The sequence below is a fragment of the Rhodobacter sp. P2_H5 genome (assembly GCF_056403335.1).
Genome location: NZ_JBFUFS010000006.1, coordinates 240,624 through 258,007, shown reverse-complemented (window position 1 = coordinate 258,007; position 17,384 = coordinate 240,624). Strand labels below are relative to the sequence as shown.

18 protein-coding genes are annotated in these 17,384 nt (G+C 65.5%); 12 read left to right on the top strand and 6 right to left on the bottom strand.

Annotated elements, in window-relative coordinates:
• Nucleotides 1–32 precede the first annotated feature (32 nt).
• Nucleotides 33–518, bottom strand: a complete 486-nt coding sequence (locus AC1DVR_RS10835) for a hypothetical protein (RefSeq protein ID WP_478000577.1) — start codon at nucleotides 516–518, stop codon at nucleotides 33–35.
• A 242-nt stretch (nucleotides 519–760) separates the two neighbouring features.
• Here AC1DVR_RS10835 and AC1DVR_RS10830 point away from each other — a divergent pair, with 242 nt between their 5' ends.
• The 7 genes from AC1DVR_RS10830 (at nucleotide 761) to AC1DVR_RS10800 (ending at nucleotide 4,149) form a co-directional block, all read left to right on the top strand.
• A complete protein-coding gene (locus AC1DVR_RS10830) occupies nucleotides 761–934 on the top strand; it encodes a CsbD family protein (protein WP_478000576.1) in 174 nt (57 codons plus the stop codon).
• Nucleotides 935–1,070: 136 nt separating this feature from the next.
• Nucleotides 1,071–1,235: a DUF3309 family protein gene (locus tag AC1DVR_RS10825; protein ID WP_478000575.1), complete on the top strand. Its 165-nt coding sequence runs from the start codon at nucleotides 1,071–1,073 to the stop codon at nucleotides 1,233–1,235.
• Nucleotides 1,236–1,338: 103 nt separating this feature from the next.
• On the top strand, nucleotides 1,339–1,635 hold the full coding sequence (locus tag AC1DVR_RS10820; protein WP_478000574.1) for a PRC-barrel domain containing protein: 297 nt from the start codon (nucleotides 1,339–1,341) through the stop codon (nucleotides 1,633–1,635).
• 68 nt (nucleotides 1,636–1,703) lie between these two features.
• On the top strand, nucleotides 1,704–1,886 hold the full coding sequence (locus AC1DVR_RS10815; RefSeq protein WP_478000573.1) for a hypothetical protein: 183 nt from the start codon (nucleotides 1,704–1,706) through the stop codon (nucleotides 1,884–1,886).
• 160 nt (nucleotides 1,887–2,046) lie between these two features.
• On the top strand, nucleotides 2,047–2,922 hold the full coding sequence (serB, locus tag AC1DVR_RS10810; RefSeq protein WP_478000572.1) for a phosphoserine phosphatase SerB: 876 nt from the start codon (nucleotides 2,047–2,049) through the stop codon (nucleotides 2,920–2,922).
• Nucleotides 2,919–3,389, top strand: a complete 471-nt coding sequence (locus AC1DVR_RS10805; RefSeq protein ID WP_478000571.1) for an N-acetyltransferase family protein — start codon at nucleotides 2,919–2,921, stop codon at nucleotides 3,387–3,389. The genes serB and AC1DVR_RS10805 overlap by 4 nt, the downstream gene beginning before the upstream one ends.
• On the top strand, nucleotides 3,382–4,149 hold the full coding sequence (locus AC1DVR_RS10800; protein ID WP_478000667.1) for a TSUP family transporter: 768 nt from the start codon (nucleotides 3,382–3,384) through the stop codon (nucleotides 4,147–4,149). Before AC1DVR_RS10805 ends, AC1DVR_RS10800 begins: the two co-directional genes overlap by 8 nt.
• A 15-nt stretch (nucleotides 4,150–4,164) precedes the next feature.
• Here AC1DVR_RS10800 and AC1DVR_RS10795 read toward each other — a convergent pair whose 3' ends face one another.
• Together AC1DVR_RS10795 and AC1DVR_RS10790 are read right to left on the bottom strand one after the other, a co-directional pair.
• The gene (locus AC1DVR_RS10795) at nucleotides 4,165–4,770 is read right to left on the bottom strand and encodes an alpha/beta hydrolase (protein WP_478000570.1); all 606 of its coding nucleotides are present in this window, start codon (nucleotides 4,768–4,770) and stop codon (nucleotides 4,165–4,167) included.
• Nucleotides 4,771–4,832: 62 nt separating this feature from the next.
• Nucleotides 4,833–5,762: a VOC family protein gene (locus AC1DVR_RS10790; protein ID WP_478000569.1), complete on the bottom strand. Its 930-nt coding sequence runs from the start codon at nucleotides 5,760–5,762 to the stop codon at nucleotides 4,833–4,835.
• 134 nt (nucleotides 5,763–5,896) lie between these two features.
• Between AC1DVR_RS10790 and AC1DVR_RS10785 the strand changes: the two genes are divergently transcribed.
• From AC1DVR_RS10785 to AC1DVR_RS10765, 5 genes are all read left to right on the top strand, one after another.
• Nucleotides 5,897–6,796, top strand: coding sequence for a LysR family transcriptional regulator (locus AC1DVR_RS10785; protein WP_478000568.1), 900 nt, complete (start codon nucleotides 5,897–5,899; stop codon nucleotides 6,794–6,796).
• 112 nt (nucleotides 6,797–6,908) lie between these two features.
• The gene (locus tag AC1DVR_RS10780; RefSeq protein WP_478000567.1) at nucleotides 6,909–7,967 is read left to right on the top strand and encodes an efflux RND transporter periplasmic adaptor subunit; all 1,059 of its coding nucleotides are present in this window, start codon (nucleotides 6,909–6,911) and stop codon (nucleotides 7,965–7,967) included.
• Entirely contained in the window at nucleotides 7,967–9,010 is a 1,044-nt protein-coding gene (locus AC1DVR_RS10775; protein ID WP_478000566.1) for an efflux RND transporter periplasmic adaptor subunit, read from the top strand. The genes AC1DVR_RS10780 and AC1DVR_RS10775 overlap by 1 nt, the downstream gene beginning before the upstream one ends.
• Nucleotides 9,010–12,048, top strand: a complete 3,039-nt coding sequence (locus tag AC1DVR_RS10770; protein ID WP_478000565.1) for an efflux RND transporter permease subunit — start codon at nucleotides 9,010–9,012, stop codon at nucleotides 12,046–12,048. The genes AC1DVR_RS10775 and AC1DVR_RS10770 overlap by 1 nt, the downstream gene beginning before the upstream one ends.
• Nucleotides 12,045–12,728, top strand: coding sequence for a TetR/AcrR family transcriptional regulator (locus AC1DVR_RS10765; protein WP_478000564.1), 684 nt, complete (start codon nucleotides 12,045–12,047; stop codon nucleotides 12,726–12,728). Before AC1DVR_RS10770 ends, AC1DVR_RS10765 begins: the two co-directional genes overlap by 4 nt.
• On the opposite strand, the gene AC1DVR_RS10760 is transcribed toward AC1DVR_RS10765, so the two are convergent.
• The 3 genes from AC1DVR_RS10760 to amaB all read right to left on the bottom strand — a co-directional run bounded on the left by AC1DVR_RS10760 (nucleotide 12,725) and on the right by amaB (nucleotide 17,375).
• Entirely contained in the window at nucleotides 12,725–13,597 is an 873-nt protein-coding gene (locus AC1DVR_RS10760; protein ID WP_478000563.1) for a proline iminopeptidase-family hydrolase, read from the bottom strand. The genes AC1DVR_RS10765 and AC1DVR_RS10760 overlap by 4 nt on opposite strands.
• Nucleotides 13,598–13,658: 61 nt before the next feature.
• Nucleotides 13,659–15,863 (bottom strand): dehydrogenase E1 component subunit alpha/beta, encoded by a 2,205-nt coding sequence (locus AC1DVR_RS10755; protein ID WP_478000562.1) that lies wholly within the window; start codon nucleotides 15,861–15,863, stop codon nucleotides 13,659–13,661.
• Nucleotides 15,864–15,866: 3 nt separating this feature from the next.
• Entirely contained in the window at nucleotides 15,867–17,375 is a 1,509-nt protein-coding gene (gene amaB / locus AC1DVR_RS10750) for an L-piperidine-6-carboxylate dehydrogenase (RefSeq protein WP_478000561.1), read from the bottom strand.
• Nucleotides 17,376–17,384 lie beyond the last annotated feature (9 nt).

The window sequence follows — 17,384 nt, the reverse complement described above, 5'->3', positions numbered from 1 at the left end:
TGGTAGGCGGGGACAAAGATCCGCCTGATGGCTTACTTCAGACCGTCAACCACGGCCTTGGCGAAAGCCTGAATCATCGCCTTGTAATACACGTCGCTGGAAGCTTTCAGCGTCGTCATGTCGACGTCGGCGGGGAAGTAGGTCTTGGCCTGGTTGACGTCGACCTTCAGCCCGTAGGTTTCCAGGTTGGCGCTGTCATTGGCATTGGCCACGTTGACGGTGCCTTCCAGACGGGTGTCGGCTGCGCCAGTCGCCTCGGTGTAGGAATTGCTCAGCTGAGCCTCGTTCAGGTCGATCTTGATCTTTTCACCCTCTTTGTCGATCCGGCCAACCAGAAGGGCGGTGATCGCATTGGTCAGGTCGTCGGCGATATGGGTGTAGCGCAGGCCGGCTGCCGGGTTGGTGATCGCGGCCATGTCGATATTGACTTCGACAGTGGACACCTTGGCCTCTTCGGCGAAGGCGGGCGCGGCAAGCAGCATGCTGGCAAAAGCGGTGGTCAGAAGAAAACGGGACATGCAAAAATCCTCCAAATGGCCGTAGCCACAATGGCGCGGCGGTACTGACAAACGAATGCCACCCGAATTGGGTTCCTCCCGATTTTCAGCCGAATGAGGCGGGGCGGCGGATCCCCGCCATCGACCCGGCGGAAGCCCGCCGTGCCCGATAAAATCGTGATGCGGCCCCGTAGCCCTTTGGAATTCGCGCGCTAGCTGTTGACATGAGGCCCAAATGAGGGCCCTTCAGTTGGAGAACCAGCATGGACAAGGATCGCGTCGCCGGAGCGGCCAAAGTCGCCACCGGGAAGATCAAGGAAACCGTCGGGAAGGTCGTTGGCGATGCCAAGCTGACCACCGAGGGCAAGGCCCAGCAAATCGAAGGCAAGGTTCAGAACGCCATCGGCGGTCTGAAGGACTCGCTGAAGGAAAAGTGACAGGGCCGCGCTCTTCGCGCAGCCTTTTGCACAGCGCCGCACAGGCGCAATACCTGGCAGGGCGCGCAAGCCCTGCCAGGTGACGATCGGCCCGGGCATCGTTGCGGTGTCTGGTTTCATTAAGGAAATCAATACTATGTCCATCGGCACAATTCTGATTATCTTGCTTGTGATCTTTCTGGCGGGCGGCTTCAGCGGCCGTTTCGGCGGTTACGGCTATGGCTTTGGCCACAGCGGCATCGGTGTTCTGGGTGTCATCCTGATCATCATCGTCGTCTTGATGCTGACTGGCCGGATGTAACCAGCCTCAGGTCGCCGGAAACCCTGCGACAGCGGGGCCGCTTGGCCCCCGACAAGCCAGCTCTCCCGGGCTGGCTCCCTTTTCATTTCAGGAGATCCAACCAATGGACCACTCTAGCAACGTCGTGATTGATGCGATTGATTTTGTTCCCGAAACCCTGGTCGGCGCCGAGATCCACGACGCCGAGGACGCGACCATCGGCAAGGTCAGCCATGTGCATGGCATGGGTCCGGACAGCAAGATCGTCTTCGAGGTCGGCGGCTTTCTTGGCATCGGCGCGAAATCCGTCATGCTGCCGGTCACCGGCATGGTCTTCATGCGCGACGACGACGGCGCGGTCCATGGGCGGACGCGCCTGACCAAGGCCGAAGTCAAGGCCCTGCCCGAGCATGGCCACTAACTCTCCTCTTCTGCGGCAGGCGGTGGCGGTGAACCCGCCGCCGCCGCTGCCCTATCCAGGATAATTCCATGGCCAAATCGGCAAAGACCAAGCCCGCTCGCCCTTCGGGGACTGCGGGAAAGGCGGCGGGAACCAAACCCGCAGCACCCGCCGTCGGCGGTTTCCACCCGACCGGGACGAGACCTGTGGATGCGGGTTTCTCCTCGGCCAAGATGGGCGGGAAAAGCGCCAGCAACGGCAAGGGCCGCTGAGACCGGGCGATCGTCTCCGGCCCCGGCAGATCAATCGGCAGAGGGCCTGCCCCAGATTGCCTTCGCCCGTCTGGCGCGGGGCGCGAATTCGGCGTAAACCCCCGCTGCACCGCGAAAGCCGCGCTTTCGCCTGCCTTTGCAACGGACCGGGACCCTGACCATGCCGATCGTAACCCTACTGACCCATCCCGATCATCCGGTGCTGGAGCGTGTGACGGTGGAAAGCCTGCGCAACGCCTGGGGTGGCAGCGATGCGCGCTGGCTCGACCCCGGTGTGGCCGCCGAATTCGCCATCGAATCTATGCCGGAAAACCGCTGGGACGTCTGGCAGGCGATGCAGGACCTGGGCGTCGACCTGGTGATCCAGCCCGAAGAGGGCCGCAGGAAGCGGATGCTGATTGCCGACATGGATTCCACCATGATCGAGCAGGAATGCATCGACGAACTGGCCGACGAGGCCGGCGTGGGCGCCCATGTCGCCGCCATCACCGCCCGTGCGATGAACGGCGAACTGGATTTCGAGGCCGCGCTGAAAGAGCGGGTCGGCTTGCTGAAAGGTCTTTCCGCCAGCGTGATCGACCTCGTGATCCGCGACCGCATCACACTGATGTCGGGCGGCCCGGCGCTTCTGGCCACGATGAAAGCGCATGGCGCCTATTGCGCGCTCGTCTCGGGCGGCTTCACCGCCTTCACTGCCAAGATCGCCGCGGTTCTGGGCTTTGACGAAAGCCGCGCCAACACGCTGCTGATTGCCGATGGTCAGCTGACCGGTGCTGTCGCCATGCCGATCCTAGGCAAGCAGGCCAAGGTCGAGGCGCTGGAGCAGATCACCGCCCGCCTGGGTCTTTCCGTGTCCGAGGCGATTGCCGTGGGCGACGGGGCCAATGATCTGGGCATGCTCGGGCTGGCCGGCACCGGGGTGGCGCTGCATGCCAAGCCCTCTGTCGCGGCCCAATGCGAGGTGCGGATCAACCACGGCGATCTGACGGCGCTTTTGTATCTGCAAGGCTATGCCCGGGAAGACTTCGCCGCATGATCTTCCGCCCCGCGACGCCGGCAGATGCCACGGCGATGACCGATATCCTGAACGAGATCATCAGGATCGGCGGCACCACCGCGCATGAGACGCAAAAGACCGCCGCCACCGTGCAAGAGCATTACATCGACGGGCCCGATGTCATCACCTCGATCGTGGCCGAAGAGGCGGGTCAGGTCATCGGCTGGCAATCCATCGGCCTCTGGCAGGGCGAGGCGCATGTCGGCACCTTCGTCAAACCGGGCATTCAGGCCAAGGGCGTCGGCGGCGGCCTTTTCGATCTGACGCGCGAGATGGCGCGGCAGGCCGGTGTGACCGCCATCATCGCCAGCATCCGCGCCGACAACGTGCCGGGTCTGGCCTATTACGCCCGCATCGGCTTTGTCGAATACGGCCATGAGCCGGAGTTTGCCCTGCAGAACGGCCAGGTCGTGGGGCGTCGGCATCGGCGGTTTGACCTTGTTTGAGGTCGTGCCGCATCTGGCGCTGATCCTGATCGGCGTGGGCTTTCTGGCCGGCTTTGTCGATTCGATCGCCGGGGGCGGCGGTCTTCTCAGCGTACCGGCACTGCTTCTGGCGGGTGCTTCGCCGCTGCAGGCCCTGGCCACCAACAAGCTGCAAGGCATGGTCGGCGCGGGCACCGCGGTGTGGCATTACACAAGAGCCGGTCAGGTCCGCCCGCAAGAGCAGCTGGGCATGGCTCTGGTCAGCCTCGTCTTCGGTGCGGCGGGCGCGCTAATCGCGGGCCTGATGCCCGCCGGGGTCTTGCGGCTGATCATGCCGCCGATCCTGATTGCGATCGCGCTGTTCTTTGCCTTCAAGCCCGGCCTGACCGACCTGACCCGTCCGGCGCGGTTGACGGCCTTGGCCTTTGCCCTGACCGCGGTGCCGCTGATCGCGGCCTATGACGGGTTCTTCGGCCCCGGTACCGGGTCTTTCCTGATGCTGGCGCTGGTCTTGCTGCAAGGTTACGGCGTGTTGAAGGCGACGGCGCATACCAAGATGCTGAACCTCGCCTCCAATGTCGGGTCGTTTCTGGTGTTCTCGCTGTCGGGCGCCACCTGGTGGTGGATCGGCTTCGCGATGGCACTGGCGCAGATCGCCGGCGCCTCACTGGGCGCGCGGCTGGCCGTGCGGATCGGGGCGCGGCTGATCAAGCCGCTTCTGGTGCTGACCTCGGCGGGCATGGCGATCAAGCTGTTGTGGCAGGCCCTCGCGCCGAGCTGAGGGCCTGACCTGCTTTTAGGTCCGCATGAAGGCGCCAATCGCGGTCAGTTCTTCCTGCCGGACATCATGGCCCCCCTCGTGCAGCACCAGATCGACCTTGGCGCCCTGCGCTTTCAGAAAACGCGCCAGCGTTTCGGTCAGCGGCAAGGGGCAGATCGGGTCGCGCTTGCCCGCGGTGATCAGCACCTGCACATCCTTCAGGCCCGGGTTCGCCTCGGGCGACCACGGCACCAGCGGGTGCATCAGAACCGCGCGGTCAAACAGGCCCGGTTCGGACAACAGCACCGAGGCGAGGATATTCGCGCCGTTGGAATAGCCCAGCGCATAGACCGGTGCGCCGGGATGGGCCGCCTTGTGGGCGCGGATGAAGGTCGCCATCTTTTCGGTGCGGACGGCCAGATCCTTCATGTCGTAAACGCCTTCGCTGGTGCGGCGGAAGAAGCGGTTGGCGCCATGTTCGGACACGTCGCCGCGGGGCGACACGATGCCGGCCTCAGGCAGGATCTGTTCGATCAGGCCGAAGAACTGGTGTTCATCGCCACCGGTGCCGTGGAAGGCGAAAACCAGAGGTTCGCCCTTGCCGGGGTCTTTGGCGAGATGGGGATAAAGGGTCGAGGACATCGGAAATGCTCCTGTGCGGCGGCCTGCCGGTCGCTCCGGCAGGCCTTGAGGGAAGGATGGGTTCAGTCGACGATCGGCTGCAGGACGCTTTCCAGCTGACCGCGCAGATGGGCGTGCTGGGTCGGCAGTTTCAGCGCCTGGCCGAGGTGGGCGGTATCCTCGTCACGGTCAAAGCCGGGCTCGTTGGTCGCCACTTCGAACAGAACCCCGCCCGGCGTCCGGAAGTAGATCGCCCAGAAGTAATCGCGATCGATCACCGGGGTGACATGGTAGCCGGTATCCAGCAGGGCCTTGCGGACCTCCAGCTGGGCGGCGCGGTTTTCCACCGCAAAGGCGATGTGGTGGACCGAGCCAGCACCTTGCCGCGCCGGGGCGGCGCCGGGCAGCACCTCCAGATCAATGAAATCCGCGCCATTGCCCTTGATGCCATAGCGGGTCACGTCGCCCTGTTTGTCGATCTTGTCATAGCCCATGAACTGCAGCAGCTCGCCCGTGGCCCCGCCATCGCGCAGCCGCATCGTGGCCGAGTGGAAGCCGTGCACACCTTCGGCCGAGGGCACCGGGCCACCGGCATAGGCGGCACGCGTGTCATCGGCCACCTCGGTCAGCTCGAACCCGTCACCGTCCGGACCAAAGAAGCGCAGGCGCTTTTCACCAAAGCTCTCGCCCTCTTTCAGACCGGCGACGCCCTTGCCTTCAAGACGCTCTTTCCAATAGCCGAGCGAGCCCTTCGGCACTGAGAACACCGTCTCGGCCACTTCGCCAGCGCCACGGCGGCCTTTGACGATATGGGGGAAGGGGAAATAGGTCATCACCGAACCGGGGGTCCCAACCTCGTCGCCATAGTAAAGGTGGTAGACATCGGGCGCGTCAAAGTTCACCGTCTTTTTCACCCGGCGCAGGCCGAGGGTCTTGGTGAAGAAATCGTTGTTTTGTTGTGCATCAGCCGCCATCGAGGTGACATGGTGCAGGCCTTTGATCTGGGTCAGCATGGCTTGGTTCCTTTTGCTCTGTGGCGGGCCCTTGGCCCTGTCGCGTTCTCTGCATCCGAAAATGGGGCAAGCCGACCTAAAACAGAATGAGCATAATCTTGCATATATTATTGCACTGGAGGTAATGATTCAGAATGGGAGAGCTTGAATCGATCCGCACCTTTCTGGCCGTGGCCGAGCAGCGCAGCTTTTCCGGCGCGGCGCGGCTTTTGTCGATGACCCCGGCCGCCGTCACCCGCACCATCGCGGCGCTGGAGGATCGGCTGGGCGTGCAACTTCTGCTGCGGACCACGCGTCAGGTCTCGCTGACCTCGGCCGGGGCGGTCTATGCAGCGCGGGTGGCGCCGCTTGCGCGCGGGCTGGCCGATGCGGCGAGCGATACGCAGGAACAGCACGGCCTGACCTCCGGCCTCATCCGGATCTCGGCGCCGATGTCGCTGGGGATCAAGGTCCTGCCCGCCGTCCTGTCGCAGTTTGCCGCCCTGCATCCGCAGACGCGGGTGGCGCTGACCCTGTCGGACGGCTTTGTGGATATCGTGGAAGAGGATTACGACCTGGCGATCCGCATCTCAGGCCCGCCGTCGGACAAATCCACCGTCTGGCGCAAAATCTGCAAGGTGCCACGGGTGCTGGTCGCCTCACCGGCCTATCTGCTCCGCCACGGCACGCCGGCGAGCCCGGATGACCTGCCCGATTACCCCTGCCTGTCCTATGGCTCCGAAGCGCGGGAAGAGACATGGGAGCTGTCGAAGGGCGCCAGCCAACGCCGCCACACCGCGAAAGGTGGCTTCAGCGCCAACAACGGCGATCTTCTGGCCAAGCTGGCCGAGCAGGACGAGGGCATCACCCTGCTGCCGCGCTTCATCGTCGAGGAGGCGCTGAACGCGGGCCGGCTGGTGCAAATCTTGCCCGACTGGGCCGCGCCGGACATCTGGTTGACGCTTTATTATCCGCCCTATGACCATCTGCCCCTGCGGGTTGCAACATTCTCTGACTTTTTCGAGATTCATGTCAAAGATACGCATCCGTTGTGACTCCGGGCCAGTATTGGCTTCGGAATGGATGCTCAAGTCATATTGACAAAAGTGTCATTATGGCATCAAAGGCCGAAACTGCTGCTTCTCAGGTGTCGAAAAGGGACTCCCCATGCTTCAGCCCGTGCTTTCCTGTGCCGCAGGTCTTGCCCTGATCGCGACCGCCGCCCTGGCCGAACCGCTGCCGGTGCATATCGTCACCGCCGAGCTCTCTCCCGTGAAAGCCGAAGCCGTGCTGACCGGCACCCTGCAGGCGATCGAGGAATTTCCGGTCTCTTTCCCGCAAGGCGGCCGGGTCCTGTCGGTCGAGGTGCGCGAAGGTGACCACATCACCAAGGGGCAGGAACTGGCCCGCGTCGATCCGACCCAGACCGAGGCCGGTCTGCGCGCCGCGCTGGCCGGGCTCGACGGCGCCGAGGCCGCCCTGCGCGAGGCGCAACAGGCCAGCGACCGCGCCAACGGGCTTCTTCAAAGCGGGGTGGGGACGCGGGCCGATCTGGACAACGCGACCAATGCCCTGCTCGCCGCGCAGTCCAGCCGCGATCAGGCCCAGGCGCAGCTGAGCAAGGCGCGCACCGCGCAGGACAACACCGTGCTGCGCGCGCCGCAGGATGGCATCGTTACCGCGCGCGGGGCCGAGCCGGGTCAGGTCGTGAACCCCGGGCAAAAGGTGGTCTCGATGGCGACGGATGGCGGGCTGGAGGCGGTCTTCAACGCGCCCGATGGCGTCGATCTGGATCCTTTCCTGGGCGACCGGGTGGATCTGACGCCGATCGACCAGCCCGATCTCAGCTTTGCCGCGACGATCTCGGAAATCTCGCCCTTGGTCGATGCCGCTACCGGGTCTGTCACCGTCAAAGCCAGGCTCAATGCCTCAGCCCCCGCCAGCGTGGTCTTTGGCACGCCGGTCATTGGCCGGCTGAGCCTGCCCGAACCCGATGCGATCAGCCTGCCCTGGACGGCGCTGACCGCATTGGGCGGCAGTCCCGCGGTCTGGACCGTCGATCCCGCCACCATGGTCGTGCATCAGACGCCGGTCACCGTCTCGGCCTATGGCGCTGCGACCTTCCGGCTGGCGGAGGGCATTGCGCCCGGCACGCTGGTCGTGACCGATGGCGCGCAGCTTTTGTACCCCGACCGCACCGTGGTCGCCGTGAAGGAGGGTCAGTGATGCGCGGCGCTCTTCTGCTTGTGATGCTTCTCGCCCAACCGCTGCGGGCCGAGACCGCCGCAGCCCCCGAAATCGCCCGGCCGGTGGTGTCGGAAGTCGTCACCCCCGGCCCGATCCAGGCCCGCGCCTTCACCGGCACGATCGAGGCCGAGGTGACCGCCGACCTCGCCTTCCAGACGCTGGGCCGAGTGGCCACGCTGAATGTCGCGGCGGGCGACCGGGTCAAGGCGGGCGATGTGCTGGCCACGCTGGATCAGGTCACCCTGAACGAGGATCTGGCCGCAGCCCAGGCCGCGCTGCAGGGCGCCCAGGCCCGCGCCGCCTTTGCCCAGCAAAGCCTGGACCGGATGCAGCAGCTGGTGTCGCGCAATGTCGCCAGCAGCGCCCAGCTGGAAAGCGCGCAGGCGAGCCGCGACACCGCCGTTTCGGGCGTGACCGCCGCCGAGGCCGACTTGGCCCAGGCCCGCGACGCTGCGGGTTACAGCGAGCTTCACGCGCCGCGCGACGGCATCGTCACCAAGACCGCCGTTGAAACCGGCACCGTGGTGGCGGTGGGCACCCCGATCCTGACGCTGGCCGACCTCACCGGGCGTGAGGCGGTGCTGGATGTGCCGAGCGAGTTTCTGGCCCTGTTGAAGATCGGCGACGCCTTTATCGTCGAGGGGCGCGGCAGCCCGCCGGTGACCGGCACCTTGCGGATCATCGAACCGTCGGCCGGGACCGGCACCCGCAGCCGCCGGTTGAGGCTCACGCTGGTCGATGCGCCCTCCTCCTACCGGCTGGGCAGCCTGATCTCGGCCCGGCTGGCCGGCACCACCGCCCCGGTCGTCACCCTGCCGCACAGCGCCATCGCGGGCTCCCCCGAGGCGCCGCAGGTCTGGCGCGTTGGCGCCGGGCGCAAGGTGTCGCTGGTGCCGGTGACCCTGGGCCAGGACCTTGGCCCCCGCGTCGTGGTCAATGGCCTTCAGGCCGGAGACGAGATCGTCGTCAGGGGCGTCCATTCCCTGACCGCAGACCAGACCGTTGGCGAAGGAATCCAATGATGCGCTTCAACCTTTCTGACTGGGCGCTGCACCACCGCTCCTTTGTCTGGTATCTGATCCTCGTCTCGCTTCTGGCCGGCGCCATCGGCTATTCCTCGCTCGGGCGCGAGGAAGACCCGGCCTTCACCATCAAGACCATGATCATTCAGGCCGCCCTGCCCGGCGCCACGGCTGAGGAGACGCTGACCCAGGTCACCGAACGCATCGAGAAGAAGCTGCAAGAGCTGGAGAACCTCAAGGACACCCGTTCCGAAACAAGGCCCGGCCGTGCCACGGTCTATGTCGAGCTGACCGACAGCACCAAGGCCCCCGCCGTCGCCGCCACCTGGGCCCGCATCCGCAACATGATGGCGGATATCAGGGGCGAATTCCCCAAGGAATTCGCGGGCTTCGGCTTCAACGACAGCTTTGGCGACGTCTATGGCAATATCTATGCCTTCACCTATGACGGCTATACCCCCGCCGAGGCCAAGAAATGGGCCGAAACGGTCGAGAATGCCGTGCGCCAGATGCCCGATGCCGGCAAGGTCGATCTGATCGGCACGCAGGACCCGGTGGTCTATATCGAATTTTCGGCCCGCCGGCTGGCGGCGCTGGGGCTGGATGCGACAACGGTGCTGGACACGCTGGCCAAGCAGAATGCCATCGTCCCCTCGGGCGTGATCCGCACGGCGGAGGAGAAGGTGATGGTCCGCGTCTCGGGCTCTTTCACCGGGGCGGATGAGCTGGCCGCCACCACCCTGCGGGTGGGTGACACATTCTTTGTCCTGTCGGATGTGGCCACCGTGACGGCGGGCTACAGCGACCCGCCCTCCTCCTTGTTCCGCTATGACGGCAAGCCGGCCATCGGCCTGATCATCGGTTTGCGGACCGGCGCCAATATCCAGACCTTCGGCGCCGCCCTCGACAAGGAGATGGAGCGTCTGGCCCCGACCCTGCCCATCGGGATCGAGGTGCACCGCGTCGCCGATCAGCCCCATGTGGTGGAGGAATCGGTCAACCACTTCCTGCGCGCTTTGGTTGAGGCGGTGGTGATCGTGCTGGGCGTCAGCTTCGTCTCGCTCGGCATGCGGGCCGGGCTGGTGGTGACACTGGCGATTCCTCTGGTGCTGGCGCTGACCTTCGTCGTCCTCGACATCATGGGGATCACGCTGCAGCGCATCTCGCTCGGCGCCTTGATCATCGCGCTGGGGCTTCTGGTCGATGACGCGATGATCTCGATCGAGACGATGATCTCGCGGCTGGAGGTGGGGGAGAGCCTTGAAAAGGCGGCCTCGGCGGCCTGGTCCTCGATCGCCTTTCCGATGCTGACCGGCACGCTGATCACCATGGCGGGCTTCATCCCGATCGGGCTGAACTCCTCGGCGGCGGGGGAATATACCATCTCGCTGTTCTATGTGATCGTGATCTCGCTTTTGCTGTCCTGGATCGTGGCGGTGCTCTTCGCGCCGATCCTCGGCATGGCCTTCCTGCCCAAGGCGATGAAGCACCACTCGGCCGAGCCGGGGCGGCTGCGGCGGGCCTTTCATGGCGTGTTGCGGCTGGTCATGCGCGCCAAATGGCTGACCGTGGGTGTGACGGTCGTGATCTTTGCCGTCTCGCTTTACGGGATGAAGTTTGTCGAGCAGCAGTTCTTCCCGACCTCGGACCGGCCGGAGCTGGTGATCGACGTGAACCTGCGGCAGAACGCCTCCTTCAACGCGACGAACACGGCGATGGCCGATCTGGACGCCTGGCTGGCCAAGCGCGAGGAGCCGACCTTCTGGTCGACCTATGTCGGCCAGTCCGCCCCGCGGTTCATCCTGGCCTATGATGCGCTGACCCCTGCGGACAATCTGGGCCAGATCGTGGTGATGACCGCCGACCTTGCCGCGCGCGACGCGCTGCGCAAGGCGGTGCAGGACTATGCAGCGTCAGTGCCCGGCGTCGATATTTTCCCGAAATATCTGGAACTTGGGCCGCCGGTCGGCAAGCCGGTGCAATACCGGTTGTCCGGCCCCGATGCCGACAAGGTCTCGGATCTGGGGCGCGCGCTGGCCGCCGTTCTGGCCACCGACAAGCGGCTGCAGACCATCACCGAGAACTTCAACGAGCCGGCCCGCGTTGCCCGTGTCGTGCTGGACCAGAACAAGCTGCGCCAGCTGGGCCTGACGCAGACCGATGTGGCCAACGCGCTGTATAGCCTGTTTGACGGTGTGACGGTGACGGAACTCCGCGACGGCAAGACCCTGATCGACGTGGTGGCGCGCGGCAGCGATGCCGACCGGTCGAGCGTGCTGAGCCTGCAGAACCTTCAGCTGGGCAATTCGGCGGGCCAGCCCATTCCGCTGAACTCTTTCGCGACGCTGGAATGGACCCTGGAGCAGCCGATCATTCAGCAAAGGAACCGCGTGCCCACCGTGACCGTCAAGGCCGCTGTGGCGACCAAGGACCAGCCCGCCACCATCGTCAATGACCTGACCCCGGCGATTGCCGCCTTCTCCGACACGCTGCCCCCGGGCTACCACATCGAGATCGGTGGCTCGGTCGAAAGCAGCGGCGAAAGCCAGTCGCCGATTGCCGCCGTGGTGCCGGTGATGCTTCTGATCATGGTCACGCTGGTCATGGTGCAGATGCAAAGCTTCCGCCGCGCCTTTGTCGTGCTGGCGGTCGCGCCCCTCGGCCTGATCGGCGTGGTGGCGGCGCTGCTCGCCTCCGGCGCGCCGCTGGGCTTTGTCGCGATCCTGGGCGTGCTGGCGCTGGTCGGCATCCTGATCCGCAACTCGATCATCCTGGTGCATGAGATCGAGGAGCTGCAACATCGCGGCCTGGAACGCTGGCAGGCGGTGTTCGATGCCACCGACAGCCGCGCCCGCCCGATCCTTCTGACGGCGGCGGCGGCGAGCCTCGCGCTGATCCCGATCTCGCGGCAGGTGTTCTGGGGGCCGATGGCCTATGCGATGATGGGGGGCATCATCGTGGGCACCCTGCTGACGCTGTTGTTCGTGCCGGCGCTGTACTGTCTGGTCTTCCGGGTCCGGCCACCGGCCGCGGCATGACCGGGGCGAAGTCAGACCACCGCCCCGCCGTCGCCGCCCAGCGCCGCGAAAAGATGCGGGCGCGGCTGGTCGAGGCGGGGCTTCTGGTCATCGCCGCCAAAGGCCATGACCAGACGGTGATCGAGGATGTCATCGCAAAGGCCGGCGTGGCGCGCGGCACCTTCTACAACCACTTCGCCTCGGTCGAAGATCTGGCCGAGGCGGCGCGCGATGCCCTGGTGGACGAGCTGTTGCAGCTTTCGCTGGACGCCGTCCAGACGATCGAAGACCCGGCGGAGGCCTGCGCCAAAAGCCTGCGCCTCGCCTTGAGCCTGGCCGCGACCTACCCGCTTCTGGCGCGGTTTTCGGTGCAGTTGAGCATCAACATGGTGCAGTGCGACAATCTTCTGACCCATCTTCTGCCGCCCCTGCTGCTGAAAGGAATGGAGAAGCAGAGGTTTTGCCAGATGCCGGCGAATCTCGCGGTGGACAATATCTCGGCCCTGGCCATCGTAGCGCTGCAATGGCAGGCGGCCGGCATAACGCCCGACATCACGCAGGTGACCGCCTCGGCCCTGCGCATGCTGGGCATGAGCCCGGCAGAGGCGCTGTCCCTCGCGATGATGCAGGCCCCCGAGGTCACCCCCGATCCGCAGGGCCTGATCGTGCAATCCGATATCGCGATGCGCGGGCAGGCCTAAGCCGCCTCAACCCCGCGCAGGAATTCCGCCACCGTGGCCGCATAGGCCTCTGCCTCTTCGATATGGGCGACATGGGCGGAGTGTTCGAAGACCACCGTTCTGGCCCCCTTGATCGCGGCTTGCATCGGTGCGGCACAGGCGGTGCCCAATTCGTCATAGCGCCCGCAGGTGATCAGCACCGGCAAATCAAGGCTGGCAAGCTCCGCCGTCCGGTCCCAATAGCGCAGGTTGCCGATCACGGTGAACTCGTTCGGGCCATTGATCGTCTCGTAGACCTGATTGCCAGTCAGGTTCTGAACCGTGCGCATCATGCAATCGGGCCATTCCGGCAGGCGGCAGACGTGGCGGGCGTAGAACTCGTTGGCCGCCGCCTGATAATCCGGGTGGTCATAGGCGCCCTGCATCCCGTAGGTCGCGAGCGCCTGTTGATGCGCCGGACTCATCTCGCCGATCAGCCGGGCGCATTCGGCGCGGAACAAGGGGATCGAGGCCGAAGTAGAGGCGAGGGTCATGCTGACCAGTCCCGCCGGCCTTTTCAGCATGTATTCCACCCCCAGCCAGCCGCCCCAGCTTTGCCCGAGGATATGGCAGCGTGTCAGGCCCAAGGCCGCGCGCACTTCGTCCACTTCCTCGGCAAAACGCTCGATGGTCCAGAGGGCGGGCACATCGGGCTTGTCCGACCTGCCGCAACCCAGCTGGTCATAAAAGATCACCGGGCGGTCGGCGGAAAGCGCCGCCAAAGGCTCCAGATAATCGTGCCCCGCCCCCGGCCCGCCGTGCAGCAGAAGAAGGGGCAGGCCCGGCCCGCCTTCGACCCGGTTGGTCCAAAGCCTGTGGCCATTGGCCAGCTTCACCCAGCGTTCACCCATCCCCAGCCCTTTCGCGACTTTGGGCTGCAAAGCAGCACCTTTCCCGCGCCCCGGCAAGGTCTTATGCCGCCGAACGCGCCCGATCCTGCCGCATCATCCGCAAGGCTGCTGCAACGATATCATCCGCTCCCGGCATGGTTGCGGCATAGGCGGGTCCGGTGGCGATGAAACTGTCCTCAGCCGTCAGCCGCGTCACGGGCAGATCGGTCGCCTCATGGAACAGCGCCATCAACGCCTCGGCCACGCCCCCGCTGCGGCGGGTTTCATCGACGATCAGGATGCGTTTCGCGCCGGAGACCGCCTTGACCAAGGCCTCTGTCGGCAGGGGCGACAGCCAGCGCGTGTCGATCACCCGGGCGGCGATGCCCTGCTCGGCCAGTCGGCGCTGCGCCTGCAGGGACAGGTAGGTGCCATTGCCGAAGGTCACGATGGCCAGATCCTCACCCGCGCCATGCAGGCCGACCTCGCCCTGGGTAATCACCTCGGAAGGGTCAGGATAAAGCCCCATCCAGCCGCCATCCTTCTCTTCATGCAGATCGCGCATCGGGTAAAGTGCTATTGGCTCCAGGAAGACCACGACGCGCTGCTCTTCCCGCGCGAGGCGCACGCATTCCCGCAGCATTCGCACCGCGTCCGGCCCGTTCGACGGGCAGGCGAGGATCAGCCCCGGAATGTCGCGCAGCACCGCGACCGAATTATCATTGTGGAAATGCCCGCCAAAGCCCTTCTGATAGCCCAGACCCGCGATCCGCAGCACCATCGGGTTGGAAAACTGCCCGTTGGAGAAGAAGGGCAAAGTCGCAGCCTCACCCCTGATCTGGTCCTCGGCATTGTGCAGGTAGGCGAGGAACTGGATCTCGGGCATCGGCAGAAAGCCGTTCTGCCCCATTCCGATGGCAAGGCCAAGGATCGCCTGTTCATCCAGCAGCGTGTCGATCATCCGCTCGGCTCCGAAGCGGGCCTGCAGCTTTTGCGTCACGCCATAGACGCCCCCCTTGCGCCCGATATCCTCGCCCATCATCACGATTTCGCGGTGGGACAGCATCAGATCGGTCAGCGCCCAGTTGATCAGGCGCGACATGATCTGCGGTTCGGCCATCTGCTTGATGTCGCCGCCGAAAGCCTGCGCACGCGCCTCGGGCGAGGGGCCGTTGCCGGGGCGGCAGGCGCGTTTCGGCGGGATGATTGCGGCCATCACATCGGCTGCCGTTTGCAGACGCGGGCGGGTCACGGCAATGGCGGCAAGGCGGGCGACTTCGGCGGCGGTGTCGGTGTAGATTTGCAAGGCCTCGGTAGGGCGCACTACCCCGGCTTCGTCCAGCAGGCGAACGGTGTGGAGCAGCGGGTCCTGCGCCTCTTCCGCCTCCACCTCTTCGCGGGGCAGATAGGTGGTCGGCACATCGGCGCCGGCATGGCCGTAAAGCCTGATGGTGCGGATATGCAGGAAGGCGGGCTTGCGGCGGGTGCGGACGAAATGGGCGGCCTCCGCCGCGACGCGGTAGGTGTCGAAGATGTCGAGGCCGTCGCAGGCGAAATAGGTCATTCCGGGGCGGGCCGCGAAGCTGGCCGCGATCCAGCCCTTCGGGGTCTTGGTCGAAATCCCGATGCCGTTATCCTCGCAGACGAACAACAAGGGCAGCGGCAGGCCCTGATAGGCCGTCCATTGCGCGGTGTTGAAGGCCCCCTGCGCGGTGGAATGGTTGGCCGAGGCATCGCCAAAGCTGCAGCAGATCACCGCATCCTCGGGCAGGGTCGCATGTTCGGGCCGGTGGCGCTTGGCCGCGCCGATAGCATAGGCGGCGCCGACCGCCTTGGGCAGATGGCTCGCGATGGTCGAGGTTTGCGGCGGGATATTCAGCGCCTTCGATCCCAGAACCTTGTGGCGCCCGCCGGAAATCGGGTCTTCGGAGGAGGCGGCGAAGGACAAAAGCATGTCCCAGGCCGGGTCCTGCCCCGGCACCTGCATCGCCCTTGCGATCTGAAACGCCGCGTCGCGGTAGTGCAGGAAGGCCATGTCGGTCGGGCGCAGTGCCATCGAGACCGCCGCCATCCCCTCATGCCCCGAGGAGCCGATGGTGTAGAACCCCTGCCCCGCCCTCTGCATCTCGCGGCTTTGGCGGTCAAGCGCACGGGTCAGACAGGCAGCGCGGTAGATCGTGGCGGCTTGATCCGGTGTCAGGGGGCCGGCGGGCGCACGGCCCTGCGGCAGGTCGCCCGCGGCCACCCGGCGCAGGAAATTTTCGTGGACGATGACGGAACGGCCCATGTCTCAGCCCTCGATATCGAAGCTGACACCCTGGGCCAGCGGCAGGGCGGTGGAATAGTTGATCGTGTTGGTCGCCCGCCGCATATAGGCGCGCCAGGCGTCCGAACCGCTTTCGCGCCCGCCGCCGGTTTCCTTCTCGCCACCGAAAGCCCCGCCGATCTCGGCACCCGAGGTGCCGATGTTCACATTGGCAATCCCGCAATCCGACCCGGCGGAGGAGAGGAAGGTCTCCATCTCGCGCAGATCGGTGGTGAAGATGGCCGAGGACAGACCGGCGCCCACGGCATTATGTGCCTCTATCGCCGCGGAAAGATCGGTGTAGCGCATGATGTAGAGGATCGGTGCGAAGGTCTCCTCCATGACCGGGCCGGCCTGGGTCGGCATCTCCACCAAGGCGGGACGGACGTAATAGCCTTCAAAGCCAATCCGCTCGCCGCCCTGCACGGTGCCGCCTGCGGCATTGGCCGCCTCCAGCGCCCTGGTCATGCCGGCATAGGCGTCGGCGTCGATCAAGGGGCCGACGAGGGCCTGCGTCTCCAGCGGGTTGCCGACCGACACGCTGGCATAGGCCTTCTTCAGCCGCGGCACCAGCTGGTCATAGACCGAGGCATGCACGAACAGCCGCCGCAACGTGGTGCATCGCTGGCCCGCCGTGCCTATGGCGCCAAAGGCGATGGCGCGCAGGGTCATGTCCAGATCGGCCGAGGGGCAGACGATCCCCGCATTGTTGCCGCCGAGTTCAAGGATCGTCCGGCCAAAGCGCGCCGCGACCTTGGGCCCGACGATCCGCCCCATCCGCGTCGACCCGGTGGCCGAGATCAGGGCCACATCCGGGCTTTCCACCAAAGCCGCACCGATGTCGCCCTTGCCGATCACCAGCTGCGCCAGCCCCTCGGGCGCCTCGCCAAAGCGGGCGATGGCCTTCTCAAGGATCGCCTGCGCCGCCAGCCCGCAGAGCGGGGTCTTCTCCGACGGTTTCCAGATCACCGCATCGCCACAGACCAGCGCCAGCGCGGTGTTCCAGGCCCAGACCGCCACAGGGAAGTTGAAGGCGGAAATCACCCCGACCACACCCAGAGGATGCCAGGTTTCCATCATCCTATGGCCCGGGCGTTCAGTGGCGATGGTCAGACCGTACAACTGCCGCGACAGGCCAAGGGCAAAGTCGCAGATGTCGATCATCTCCTGCACCTCGCCCTGGCCTTCGGACAGGCTCTTGCCCGCCTCGATCGAGACGAGACGGCCCAAATCGGCCTTGTGGGTGCGCAATTCCTCGCCAAACAGCCGGACCAGCTCACCCCGGCGGGGGGCGGGGACGGAGCGCCACACCTTGAACGCTTCCCTGGCGCGGGCAATCGCGGCCGCGACCGTGGCCGCGTCGTCCATCACCACCTTGGCCGTCACCTCGCCGGTCAGAGGCGAATGGCAGGTCAGGCTGCCGCCGGTGTAGCGGGCAGGATCCACGCCGAGCGTTTCCAGAATGCGGGTGGCCTCTGCGGCATAGGATGTCATGGCTGTTCT